This window comes from Rhodomicrobium vannielii ATCC 17100 (assembly GCF_000166055.1).
GTDB lineage: Bacteria > Pseudomonadota > Alphaproteobacteria > Rhizobiales > Rhodomicrobiaceae > Rhodomicrobium > Rhodomicrobium vannielii.
Map to the genome: position 1 here is coordinate 3,966,958 of NC_014664.1, position 11,428 is coordinate 3,978,385.

General features: G+C 66.2%; 11 protein-coding genes. 7 read left to right on the forward strand and 4 right to left on the reverse strand.

Annotation, left to right across the window (positions count from 1 at the left end):
• The 7 genes from nuoN to tcuB all read left to right on the forward strand — a co-directional run bounded on the left by nuoN (window position 1) and on the right by tcuB (window position 7,536).
• On the forward strand, window positions 1-1,479 hold the full coding sequence (nuoN, locus tag RVAN_RS18280; protein WP_013421167.1) for an NADH-quinone oxidoreductase subunit NuoN: 1,479 nt from the start codon (window positions 1-3) through the stop codon (window positions 1,477-1,479).
• Between the two features lie 6 nt (window positions 1,480-1,485).
• Window positions 1,486-2,238 (forward strand): biotin--[acetyl-CoA-carboxylase] ligase, encoded by a 753-nt coding sequence (locus RVAN_RS18285; protein WP_013421168.1) that lies wholly within the window; start codon window positions 1,486-1,488, stop codon window positions 2,236-2,238.
• Window positions 2,239-2,286: 48 nt separating this feature from the next.
• Window positions 2,287-3,975 (forward strand): ribonuclease J, encoded by a 1,689-nt coding sequence (locus tag RVAN_RS18290; protein WP_013421169.1) that lies wholly within the window; start codon window positions 2,287-2,289, stop codon window positions 3,973-3,975.
• Between the two features lie 26 nt (window positions 3,976-4,001).
• Window positions 4,002-4,406, forward strand: a complete 405-nt coding sequence (gene mce, locus RVAN_RS18295; RefSeq protein ID WP_013421170.1) for a methylmalonyl-CoA epimerase — start codon at window positions 4,002-4,004, stop codon at window positions 4,404-4,406.
• A gap of 5 nt (window positions 4,407-4,411) precedes the next feature.
• Window positions 4,412-4,639 carry a hypothetical protein gene (locus tag RVAN_RS18300; RefSeq protein WP_013421171.1) on the forward strand — a complete coding sequence of 76 codons (228 nt, stop codon included), beginning with the start codon at window positions 4,412-4,414 and terminating at the stop codon, window positions 4,637-4,639.
• A gap of 568 nt (window positions 4,640-5,207) precedes the next feature.
• Complete coding sequence (tcuA, locus tag RVAN_RS18305) at window positions 5,208-6,449, forward strand: FAD-dependent tricarballylate dehydrogenase TcuA (RefSeq protein WP_013421172.1); 1,242 nt, start codon at window positions 5,208-5,210, stop codon at window positions 6,447-6,449.
• Window positions 6,436-7,536 carry a tricarballylate utilization 4Fe-4S protein TcuB gene (gene tcuB, locus RVAN_RS18310; RefSeq protein WP_013421173.1) on the forward strand — a complete coding sequence of 367 codons (1,101 nt, stop codon included), beginning with the start codon at window positions 6,436-6,438 and terminating at the stop codon, window positions 7,534-7,536. Before tcuA ends, tcuB begins: the two co-directional genes overlap by 14 nt.
• A gap of 12 nt (window positions 7,537-7,548) precedes the next feature.
• Here tcuB and RVAN_RS18315 read toward each other — a convergent pair whose 3' ends face one another.
• Genes RVAN_RS18315 through RVAN_RS18330 form a run of 4 tightly spaced genes read right to left on the reverse strand, consistent with a single transcriptional unit; the run spans window position 7,549 to window position 11,420 of the window.
• The gene (locus RVAN_RS18315; protein ID WP_013421174.1) at window positions 7,549-8,910 is read right to left on the reverse strand and encodes a cobyrinate a,c-diamide synthase; all 1,362 of its coding nucleotides are present in this window, start codon (window positions 8,908-8,910) and stop codon (window positions 7,549-7,551) included.
• Entirely contained in the window at window positions 8,907-9,671 is a 765-nt protein-coding gene (gene cobM / locus RVAN_RS18320) for a precorrin-4 C(11)-methyltransferase (RefSeq protein WP_013421175.1), read from the reverse strand. The genes RVAN_RS18315 and cobM overlap by 4 nt, the downstream gene beginning before the upstream one ends.
• Window positions 9,672-9,726: 55 nt before the next feature.
• Window positions 9,727-10,188 carry a cobalamin biosynthesis protein gene (locus RVAN_RS18325; RefSeq protein WP_013421176.1) on the reverse strand — a complete coding sequence of 154 codons (462 nt, stop codon included), beginning with the start codon at window positions 10,186-10,188 and terminating at the stop codon, window positions 9,727-9,729.
• Window positions 10,185-11,420, reverse strand: a complete 1,236-nt coding sequence (locus RVAN_RS18330; RefSeq protein ID WP_013421177.1) for a bifunctional cobalt-precorrin-7 (C(5))-methyltransferase/cobalt-precorrin-6B (C(15))-methyltransferase — start codon at window positions 11,418-11,420, stop codon at window positions 10,185-10,187. The genes RVAN_RS18325 and RVAN_RS18330 overlap by 4 nt, the downstream gene beginning before the upstream one ends.
• Window positions 11,421-11,428 lie beyond the last annotated feature (8 nt).

Consider the following 11,428-nt stretch of genomic DNA (forward strand, 5'->3'; position numbering starts at 1 on the left):
ATGCTGTCCGACGCTTTCACCAGGGCTTCCACAATGTTTTCGACCTACGCGCCGATCTACCCGGAACTGTTCGTCGTGCTGGCCGCCTTCGTGCTCCTCATGTGGGGCGTGTACAATCGCTACCCGGCGGGGCTTTCCATCAGCATCGTCGCGGTCGGCGTGCTGGTCGGCGCGATGGTGCTCGTGGCGCGCCAGCCTGCGGTCGCGCAGGAACTCTTTAACGGCGCCTTCGTGGATGACGGCTTCGCCCGCTTCATGAAAATCCTGACGCTCGCGGGCGCGGCGCTGGCGATCCTGCTCTCGCTCGACTATTTGCGCCGCGAACGCATCCTGCGCTTCGAATATCCGGTGCTGATCCTGCTCGCGACTGCGGGCATGATGCTGACGATCTCGGCGAACGACCTGATTTCGCTCTATCTCGCCCTCGAATTCCAGAGCCTCGCGCTTTATGTTCTCGCCGCCTTCCATCGCGATCAATTGCGCTCGACGGAAGCCGGGTTGAAATATTTCATTCTCGGCATCCTCTCGTCAGGGCTGCTGCTTTACGGCTCCTCGCTCGTCTACGGCTATACCGGCGCGACGAATTTCGCGCGCATCGCCGAAGCGGTGCACACGAGCGGCGCATCGGTGGGCCTCGTCTTCGGCCTCGTCTTCATCCTCGCGGGGCTTGCCTTCAAGCTCGCGGCGGTGCCGTTCCACATGTGGACGCCCGACGTTTACGAAGGCGCGCCGACGCCCGTCACCGCCTTCTTCGCCACCGCCGCCAAGATGTCGGCCATGGCGATGCTGATCCGCGTCGTGCTGACGGCCTTTCCCGACGCGACGCAGCAATGGCAGCAGATTGTCATCGCGATTTCGGTCGCATCCATGGCGCTCGGCGCTTTCGCCGCCATCGGACAGAAGAATATCAAGCGCCTCCTCGGCTACTCGTCCATCGGACACGTCGGTTATGCGCTTGTCGGCCTTGCCGCCGCCGTTCCGGGCGGGGCCGCCGCCGACGGTGTGTCGGCCGTGCTGATCTATCTCGCGATCTACCTCGCGATGACCGCCGGTGCCTTCGCCTGCGTGCTCGCCATGCGCAACGGGCGGACGACCTACAGCGAGAGCATTTCCGACCTCGCTGGCGTGTCGAAAGAGCAGCCGCTGTTCGCCTTTCTGTTCGCGATGCTGCTGTTCTCGCTTGCGGGCGTCCCTCCGCTCGCGGGCTTTTTCGCCAAGCTTTATGTGTTCAACGCCGCCGTTCAGTCGCAGCTTTACTGGCTTGCGATCGTCGGCGTTGTGCTTTCGGTCGTCAGCGCCTACTATTATCTGCGTATCGTGAAGGTGATGTATTTCGACGAAAAGGGCGAAACCTTCGAGCCGATCGCGCCGTCCGTGAAGATCACGCTCGGCATCACCGCCGCGTTTACGCTTCTGTTCTTCCTCTATCCGAGCCCGCTCAAGCTAGCCGCCGACGCAGCCTCGCGCACATTCTTCTGAGGCTTGATGACGCTTCGTCCTGAAATACCGGTTCTTCGCTTCGACAGCATCGATTCCACAAACGAGGAAGCCCTGCGGCAACTTGCTGCCGAGGCGGACCTCCCATTATGGATCGTGGCGCGGACGCAGACGAAAGGACGGGGCCGGGCGGGGCGCTCGTGGCAGTCACCCGAGGGCAATGTCTACGCGACGCTTCTCCTGAAGACCGCCGTCAGCGCGGCCACGGCGACGCAACTTTCCTTCGTCGCGGGGCTGGCCGCGCACGACGCAGCGGCCGCGCACCTGTCGCCGAATGAAGCCGCGCGCCTCCGGTTGAAATGGCCGAACGATCTCATGCTCGGCCGCGCGAAGCTCGCGGGCAACCTGCTCGAAAGCATCTCGCTCGCCCGCAATCGCGGCCTCGCCGTAGTCCTCGGCGTCGGAATGAATGTCGCAGCGCTGCCTGACGACACCGGGCGCGATGTGGCATCGCTCGGCCTCGCGCCATCCTCCGTGGAAGCGGTCTTCGCGTCCCTCGCCAGAGCCTTCGACATCTGGCTCGCGCGCTGGAATGAGGGCAGGGGCTTTCCCGCGATCCGAGAAGCGTGGCTTTCCCGCGCGCTGGCGCTCAACGAAACAATCAGCGTAAATTTGAACAACTCTATTATTCGCGGTAGATTTTGCGGCGTCGACGATACCGGCGCATTAAAGCTTACGACCGAGGCGGGGGTTGTCATGACCGTCACTGCGGGCGACATTTATCCAGATGCGCTTCGCTGATCGCCAAGGCCAGCGACTTAACTCCCTTTGTTGGAAACCATAAAAAGAATGACTGTGACAGGAACGCCTGCCAATCCCGAACTCGTGTTTTTGCCCCTCGGCGGCATCGGTGAAATCGGCCTCAACGTCTACCTTTACGGCATCGGCCCCGAGGACGACCGCCAATGGCTGATGATCGATTGCGGCATCACCTTCCCCGACGATTCCGAGCCCGGGGTGGACGTGGTTCTGCCCGACCTCCGGTTCATCGAAAACGATCGACAGAACCTCGCGGGCATCCTCATCACCCACGCGCATGAAGATCATATCGGCGCGGTGGCCGAGATGTGGCCGAAGCTGCGCGTGCCCGTCTATGTGACCAAGTTTGCTGCGCATCTCCTGCGCTCGAAGCTTCAGGAACATAGCCACGGCTCCGAAGTGCCCATCGTCGAGATGGCGCAGGGCGCGCGGTTCAATATCGGGCGGTTCGATGTCGATCTCGTCACGGTGGCGCACTCTATCCCCGAGTGCAATTCCGTGTTCATTCGCACGCCCGCCGGCAATGTGCTCCACACGGGCGACTGGAAATTCGACGATACCCCAGCCTACGGCGATCCGAGCGACGAAGCGAAATTCGCGCGGCTCGGCGACGAGGGCGTGCGTGCGCTGATCTGCGACAGCACCAACGCGCTCGTTGAAGGCATCAGCGTCACGGAAGAAGTGGTCGCGACAAATCTGAAGCTCGTCATCGGCCGCCAGAAGGGCCGCGTCGCGCTCACCACCTTCGCGTCGAACGTCAACCGGTTGATTTCCATCTCGGAAGCCGCTCGCGCTGCGGGCCGCGAAGTGGTGCTGGTCGGCCGCGCGATGCACCGCATCGTCGAGGCCGCGCGCGACTCGGGGCTCTGGCCGGAGCACCTCACCTATTCGGATCAGGACGCGTTCCCGTCCATTCCGCGCGACAAGGTTCTCGCGCTGGTGACTGGCAGCCAGGGTGAGGCGCAGGCCGCGCTGGCCAGGATCGCCAAGGGCGAGCACCCGTTCGTCAAGTTCGACCAGGGCGACAGCGTGATATTCTCCTCGCGCACGATCCCCGGCAACGAAGACTCCGTGATCCGTATCCAGAACCAGCTCGCGGATCGTGGGATCTCGATCATCACCGAGGCGCACGAAGGGCCGATCCATGCGTCCGGCCACCCGCGCCGAGGCGAACTCACGCGCATGTACCGGCTCACGCGCCCGCAATACGTCATCCCAATGCACGGCGAGCCGCGCCATCTCGAAGCGCACGCCACCTTCGCCGAAGGCCACGGCATCATGACCCTGCGCGGCGTGCGCGACGGCAAGCTTGTGCATTTGGGGCCGAACTCTCCGCACATAGCGGACAGCGGCATACCGATCGGGCGCCTTTACCGCGACGGCAATCTCGTGCTCGACGCGGGTGACCCTTGCGTGACTGAACGCAGGCGGCTTTCGTGGAACGGCTATATCGCCGTGTCGGTGGTGATTTCGCGCAGCGGCGATTTCGCGGCCGATCCCGTCGTCAGCATGGCGGGCCTGCCCGCGCGCGACGCCAAGGGCCTGCCGATGAGTGAGCGCGCGCTATCCGCCGTTTACAACGCGGTGGAGAGCATCCCGCGCCCGAGACGCAAGGACCCCGCGTTGATCCGCGATGCGGTCACGCGCTCCGTGCGCGCCGAAATGCGCCTCGTTTGGGGCAAGAAGCCGCTTTGCTCCGTGCTTGTTTCCGTGCTTTAACCGCCGCTAAACGAGAGGACCGTCGCATGATCGGACGCCTGAACCACGTGGCGATTGCCGTAAAAAATCTGGAAACGGCCGCCGCCGTCTATCGTGAGACGCTCGGCGCGGAAGTGTCTGAAACCGTGCCGCAGCCGGACCACGGCGTTTCCACGATCTTCATCACGCTGCCCAACACGAAGATCGAGCTGTTGGAGCCGCTGGGCGAGAGTTCGCCGCTCGCGAAGTTCCTCGAAAAGAACCCGGATGGCGGCATCCACCATATCTGCTACGAGGTGGACGACATCCTCGCCGCGCGCGACAGGCTCGTGGCGAAAGGCGCGCGCGTGCTGGGCAATGGCGATCCCAAGATTGGCGCGCATGGCAAGCCCGTGCTTTTCCTTCACCCGAAGGATTTCTGCGGCACTCTGGTGGAACTGGAACAAAGGTAAGCGCCATGAATATCTTGCTGGCGATTGCGCTGTTTGTGACTTGCTGGTGGATCGTGTTTCTTTTCAGCATCCCCCGAAAGGTCGGCGCCGATGGCGAAATTGCAGCCCCTCGTACGGGCCTGTTCGCTAATGTGGTGCTGGCGACGGTCGTGGCGACGGTGATTGTGCTGGCGTTGCATGAGGCGATCTCGCTCGGCATCATCGACACCGCCGCCTTCCTCCCCGCAGAATAAAAAGAAAACAGCAAGGCGAACCTTGCTGTTTTAAGTTTCTGCTGCTGGCTTTTATATTTTTGAAGCACCCGCGCCCTTGGGGACGGCGCAAGCGCTTTTCCTCCCTAGACTTGGGCGCCGTGCCTCGTTCTGTGCTCAGCCATCCGTTACCCATGTCAAATTGTTATGGCAGACTAGCGAAAAACGCAGAGGTTGTCACTTCAACTTATGGGCAATAAGGCAAAAAAAATACGCGTATTGCCTAAGCCCACGTCAAGCCATTCCCTTCAGAGTGCGATTGGCGGGCTTTAAAGCATGTTTTGGAATGATTTTGCGCGAAGTGGCGGAATAGACTGCCTGTTCAGATAAGCCGCCGCCACGTGGCGCGCTTCTGTTAGTCGGCCTCATCGAAAGCATTTCGAAACATTCGATGGCAGAGCGTGCGCCGGTCATGGCGGCTCCACATAATAAGCCGGTCGATCGGTAGCTCGCCTCCAAGCGGGCAGGCCATCGCGATGCGAGTGCAAGGCGCTGGCCGCACGAGGAAATTTCCTATATGTGAGGCGCAACCTCAACACCCTCGCGCGGCATGACAGGCGCACTTTCCGAACAGGTTCTGGTGATCGGCGGCGGATTGGCCGCGCTGGCGGCTGCGATCTCGGCGCGTCGCGCGGGCGCTCGCGTGACGATGCTCGAAGCCGCCCCGCACGAGCTTCGCGGCGGTAACACCCGGCATTCGCGCAACTTGCGGATCGCACACGACAAGCCGACCGCGCAGATTCCGGGCTCCTATTGCGAAGACGAGTTTCTCGCCGACCTCGCCAAGGCGAGCGATGGCCGCAACGACGCGGGCGTGTCGCGGCTGCTTGTGCACGCTTCGACCGATCTGCCGGACTGGCTCGCCGCGCAAGGAGCCATGTTTCAGACGCAGGACATCCCCTATTCGCGCAAGACCGCGTTCTTCCTCGGCGGCGGCAAGGCGGCGGTGAATGCGCTTTACGCGACAGCCGAACGGCTCGGCGTGCGCATCCACTACGGCGCGCAAGTGGACAGCGTCGACCTTGAGAGCGGAGCGGCGGGGCCATTTCATCCCCGCGCGACGGTGCTCGCCTGCGGCGGCGCGCAAGCCGCCATGCCAACCACGATGCCGGGCTTCATCAATCGCGGCACGCCTTACGCGCAGGGCGAGATCCTGCGCGCGGCGCTCGCGCAAGGGGCCGCGGCCGTGGGCGACGCGGGTGCGGCGCATCTCGTGGCGGTCGACGCGCGCTCGCCGGAAGCCGATGGCGGCATCGTCACCCGCGTGGACGGCATGGAACACGGCATGGCAGTCGATGCGCGGGGCGCGCGCTTCGCGGACGAAACCGCCGTCACCGGGCCGACGCGCTACGCCACCTGGGGCCGCCTCGTCGCCGATCTGCCGGAGCGCCGCGCCGCCCTCGTGCTCGACGCCGACGGCATCGAACGCGCGCCGCTTTCAATCTTCCCGCCGCTCGAAGCGCCGACGCTGGCGGAACTCGCGGCCCGCATCGGCGCGGACGCCGCCACGCTGGAAGCTTCGGCACGCGAGTCGAGCCGCGTCGCGCGCCCGCCGTTCTACGCCTTCCCGATCCGGCCGGGCATCACCTTCACCTGCCTTGGGCTCCGAGTCGACGAAACCGCGCGCGTTGTGCTGCGCGACGGCTCGGCGTGCGCGAATGTCTTCGCGGCGGGCATGATTATGGCCCCGAACGTCCTCGGCACGGGCTACGTCGCGGGCGGTGGCATGACCGTCGGCGCGGTCTTCGGCCGCATCGCGGGAGAGGAGGCCGCCCGCCATGCGCTTTCCTGAAACGCAGTCGCCTGAAACGCCATCGCCCGGGAAACTTGCGCCGCTGGCCGAAGCCCGCCGCATTGCCACGATCTGCGCGGTCTGCAACTACTGCAACGGCTTCTGCGAGGCGATGCGCGCCATCGAGCGGCGTGGAGAGCGCGCTTCCGTTGAGCCGAAAGCCGCCGCAGCGCCAGCCTTCAGCGACGGCGACCTCGCCTATATCGCGCATCTCTGCCACAACTGCGGAAATTGCCTCACGTCCTGCCAATATGAGCCGCCGCATGTCTTCGCCGTGGATGCGCCGAAAGCACTGGCCGAGGTGCGCGCCCTCTCATGGCGGGAGCGTCCATGGCTCGCGCTCGCGATCTTCGTCGCGGTCGTCGCGCTGACCGTCGCGATCGTGCCATGGGGTACGCTCACCGCGCGACATGCGGGCGAGGGGGCATTCTATGCCGTGATCCCGTGGGCGACGATGACGGCGGCGACGCTGGCACCGTTCCTGTTCGGGATGGCGCTCGTGGGCATCCGCGTGGCGCGGTTCTGGCGCGCGATTTCGGGCGGCTACTCGCGCGGCGGCGGCTCCCTGTGGCGCGCGATCCCGCTTGCGATCCGCGATGCGGCGACACTGCGCAATCTCGAAGGCGGCGGCATCGCGTGCGAGCGAAGCACCTCCCGCCGCTTCCTCCATCACGCGCTCGCCTACGGTTTCCTGCTCTGCTTCGCGGCGACCTGCACTGCGACCTTCTATCATCACGGCTTCGGCTGGCTCGCGCCTTATCCGCTGTTGAGCATGCCGGTGATCCTCGGCACGGTCGGCGGCATCGGCATGGTGATCGGCGCGGCGGGGCTTGCAGGCGTGCGCACCCGTGGCGGCACGGCCTTCGACACGACGGGCGATTTCGTCCTGCTGGCCCAGCTTTTCGCCGTCGCCGCCTCCGGCCTCGCGCTGCTGGCGTTGCGCGACACGAGCGCGATGGGGCTGCTCCTCGCGGTGCATCTGGGCACAGTGCTGGGCTTCTTCGCGACGCTGCCCTTCGGCAGGTTTGCACATGCGCCATACCGCGCGGCGGCGCTTCTCAGGGCTGCGATTGAGCGGGGCCGGTAGCTTCGCTGCGGCTCAGCCCTCGACGGCGATGGCGTGAAAGAACGAGCCGCTGACGAGCCCGCGCCGCGAACCCGTTTCGGCGCAAGGCTCGCCGCGCGCATCCACGGCATCGAGCAGCGGCGCGTCGTTGACCGCGAGCACGCTCGCGTAATGAAACTCGTGGCCCCAGAGCGTGCCGCCAGCCCGCCCCAGCGCGCCGTCCGCCAGAAGCTGCGCGCGCCGATAGCCAAGATGCAGCTTGCGCTTGGCGAAACTCGTCTCAAGGCCGAGCAGCCCCGCCATCGCGTGCCGCACGCCGTCCGCGTCTTCGAGCCCGGAGCCTAGCACCATATAGCCGCCGCACTCGCCGTGAATGTTGGTGCCGCGCGCGGCCGCATCGCGAAGGCCGCCGAGGAAGTGCGAGGCGGCGGCGAGCGTCCCGGCGTGAAGCTCGGGGTAGCCGCCGGGCAGCCACACCGCATCCGCTGAAGCGTCCGGCGCGTCGTCAGCCAGCGGCGAGAAACACAGGATTTCCGCGCCCGCGTCGCGCCAGCCTTGCAGCATATGCGGATAGAGAAAGGAGAACGCGCGGTCCTTCGCAAGCGCAATGCGTTGGCCGGGTGGCGGCAGCGGCGGCGCGGATGGGGCGGCTTCGAGCACGCACGGCGCGGCGCTCGCGACGATTGCATCAAGCGAAACCTGCGCGGCGACTTCCTCCGCCAGCTTATCGAGCCAACCGTCGAGATCCGCATGCTCGCCCGCCTGCACGAGCCCAAGATGACGGTCGGGCAGCGCGATGGAGGCACGCCGACGCAACGCGCCGAGCACCGGTACGCCGATCCGCTCCAGCGCCGCGCGGATAGGCCGCTCATGCCCCTCGCTCGCCACGCGGTTCAGGATAACGCCTGCGAGGTGCACATCGTCGCGATAGAGCTTGCAGCCGAGCGCCACCGCCGCCGCAGTCTCTGACTGCGCGGACACGTCCAGCACGAGCACAACAGGCCAGCCCGTCAATGCGGCGAGGTCGGCGGTCGCGCCCCGCGCCGTTCGTCCTTCCGCCGCCACGCCGTCGAACAGGCCCATCACGCCTTCCGCGATGCACAGAGTTCGGTCTAACGGCATCTCAGATGCCGCCGACGCGCCAGCCCGCCCGATGAGGCTACCGATCAGCTCGCGCGGCATCGCCCACGTATCGAGGTTGAAGCTTGGTCGCCCACACGCTGCTTCGTGAAAGGCGGGGTCGATATAGTCCGGCCCGGATTTGAACGGCTGCACCGCCACGCCGCGCCGCGTCAACGCGCGCATCAGGCCCAGCGAAAGCGTGGTCTTGCCCGCGCCGGATCGCACGGCGGAAATTATGACGCCGCGCGGCCCGGATTTGCCGCCGCCCGTCATTCGCCGCGGCCTCGATAGCGGCGCTGATAGCCGGGATCGTAGAGCGAGCTTTCGCGGAAATCCGCTGAGCCGAGAGAGTGGCCCACGAGGATCAGCGCGGTTCGGTCGATATGGGCCGCCTCCGCCACCTTCGCGGCAAGTTCGCCGAGGGCTGCGCGGATGATCGTTTCCTCCGGCCAACTCGCGCGGTAGACGACCGCCGCCGGGCAATCCGCGCCGTAAAACGGGAGAAGCTCCGCCACAACCTTGTCGAGCGCGTGGATCGACAGATGCACCGCGAGCGTGGCGCGCGTGGCGGCGAAGGCGGCGAGCGTCTCCGTGTCCGGCATGGCTGATGCGCGGCCCGATGTCCGCGTCAGCACGACCGATTGCGCCACTTCGGGTAGCGTGAGTTCGCGCCCGAGCGCCGCCGCCGCCGCCGCGAACGATGGCACGCCGGGTGTTACGGTGTACGGAATGTCGAGCGCATCAAGGCGGCGCGTCTGCTCGCCAAGCGCGCTCCACACTGACAGGTCGCCCGAATGCAGACGCGCCACGTCATGGCCTGCCGCCGTCGCGTCCACGATATCGGCGACGATTTCGTCGAGCGACATCGGCGCGGTGTTCACGATGCGCGCGCCCGGCGGGCAGTGGCCGAGGATTGCCTCCGGCACGAGCGAGCCCGCATAGAGGCACACGGGGCAGCGCGCTATGATGTCGCGGCCGCGAAGCGTCAGGAGGTCGGGCGCGCCCGGCCCCGCACCGATGAAATGAACGGTCATTCGGTCTCTCCTTAGAGTATTTCCGCTTAAAACGGGATCGTGGAAATGCTCTATCTCATTGTTCTGACGCAATTCCGGACGGAAAACCGGTTCCCACTTTTCCTGGAATTGCTTTCGCGGCGGCGTCTTTACCGATGGCGATGGCGCAAGCAGCTTCGCGGTTGGTGACGCGCGCGCAGAGAAGCCGCGCGCCGGGTCCGGCTGCGGCGAGCGCCGCCGCTTCGGCGACCGAGGGCACGCCCTTTTCCGCCAGCACGCGCGCCGACAGGGTCAACCCGCCCGGCGCAGCCTCTGCCAGATCCGCCTCGCTCAACAACGCGACGCGCATGCGAAGACGCTGCGCCGCTTCCAGAAACCCCGGCTCGACGGCCTTATCCGCGAGCGTGGCCAACGCGGTGAGCGAGGCCGCCTCGACGCCCGCCGCTTCGAGCGCCGCCACGACAGCGCCGCTGATGGCATCCGCGCCCGCGTTCTTGCGGAAGCCGAGCCCCGCAATGATGGTCGTCTTGCCCGTCATGATTTCACCGCGCGCCACTGCGTGACGGGCATCGCGGCGCGCCATCCGGTGAAGCTGCCCAGCGCCGACGCGCGCGAAATCTCAATGCGGGTGAGTTCACCGCCGCGCCGCTTGAACGCGTCCACCAGAAGCGCCTCGCTTTCGAGCGTCACGGCGTTGGCGACGATGCGGCCGCCGGGCTTCAGCGCGTTCCATGCAGCGTCGAACACGCCCGCGTCCGTCAGCCCGCCGCCGATGAACACGGCGTCCGGCGAAGGCAGATCCGCCAGCGCATCCGGCGCGCATCCCTCGACCACGCGAAGATCCGGCGCCCCGAGCGAGAGCGCATTGCGCATTGCGCGCGCGGCCCGCTCTGCATTCTCCTCGACGCCGATAGCGCGCATTGCTGGATGCCGGAGCAGCCACTCGATGGCGATTGAGCCGGAGCCGAGGCCGATGTCCCACAGGAGTTCGCCGGGCCGGGGGGCGAGCGCCGCAAGCGTCACCGCGCGGACCTCGCGCTTCGTCAACTGGCCGTCGCTTTCGAATAGCGCGTCGTCGAGGCCCGGCGTCAGCGGCACGATGCGCGCATCCGCGCCGCCCGCGACTTCGATGGCGAGCACGTTCAGCGCGGCGATGCCATCAAGCGTGAACGCGTCGGCGCGAGCGCTACTGACGCGCTCACCCATGCCGCCCATCTCTTCAAGCACCGTGAGCGTGGATGCGCCGAAGCCGAGATCGGTCAGCAGCCGCGCGGCTTTTGCGGGCGTCGTTCCATCCCATGACAGCGCGAGGATGCGCGCGCCGGGAAACAGATGCCGCGTCACCCCTTCCAGTGCGCGGCCGTGCAGCGTGATCGCGGCAACGTCCTGCAACGCCCAAGCCATGCGCGACGCGGCGAGGCTGAAGGATGACGGTTGCGGCACGCAGAGAATTTCGTCCGCGCCGGCAAAGGTGGCGATCTGCTTGCCGACGCCATAATGAAACGGGTCGCCGCTCGCGAGCACGCATACAGGCCGCCCGCGCCGCGCGGCGATCTGCGGGAAGGCGTCGTGCAGCGGGCTCGGCCATGGGAGCGTCTCACCCCGGATCAGAGGCGCAGCGAGCGCGAGATGCCGCGCGCCGCCGACCACCAACTCAGCGCTTGAAACGAGCGCGCGCGCATGCGCCGTCAGCCCCTCGACACCGTCTTCGCCGATGCCGACGATAGACAGCCAGCGCCGAAGCGTGTTTGTTTCCCGCGGTTCCATCATGAGGCCCG

Bases quoted from the DNA above. Each gene is read 5' to 3' on its own strand.
- RVAN_RS18330 (WP_013421177.1), bottom strand. From the start codon at position 11,420: ATGATGGAACCGCGGGAAACAAACACGCTTCGGCGCTGGCTGTCTATC.
- RVAN_RS18290 (WP_013421169.1), top strand. From the start codon at position 2,287: ATGACTGTGACAGGAACGCCTGCCAATCCCGAACTCGTGTTTTTGCCC.
- RVAN_RS18325 (WP_013421176.1), bottom strand. From the start codon at position 10,188: ATGACGGGCAAGACGACCATCATTGCGGGGCTCGGCTTCCGCAAGAAC.
- RVAN_RS18300 (WP_013421171.1), top strand. From the start codon at position 4,412: ATGAATATCTTGCTGGCGATTGCGCTGTTTGTGACTTGCTGGTGGATC.
- RVAN_RS18285 (WP_013421168.1), top strand. From the start codon at position 1,486: ATGACGCTTCGTCCTGAAATACCGGTTCTTCGCTTCGACAGCATCGAT.
- tcuA (WP_013421172.1), top strand. From the start codon at position 5,208: ATGACAGGCGCACTTTCCGAACAGGTTCTGGTGATCGGCGGCGGATTG.
- nuoN (WP_013421167.1), top strand. From the start codon at position 1: ATGCTGTCCGACGCTTTCACCAGGGCTTCCACAATGTTTTCGACCTAC.
- tcuB (WP_013421173.1), top strand. From the start codon at position 6,436: ATGCGCTTTCCTGAAACGCAGTCGCCTGAAACGCCATCGCCCGGGAAA.
- cobM (WP_013421175.1), bottom strand. From the start codon at position 9,671: ATGACCGTTCATTTCATCGGTGCGGGGCCGGGCGCGCCCGACCTCCTG.
- mce (WP_013421170.1), top strand. From the start codon at position 4,002: ATGATCGGACGCCTGAACCACGTGGCGATTGCCGTAAAAAATCTGGAA.
- RVAN_RS18315 (WP_013421174.1), bottom strand. From the start codon at position 8,910: ATGACGGGCGGCGGCAAATCCGGGCCGCGCGGCGTCATAATTTCCGCC.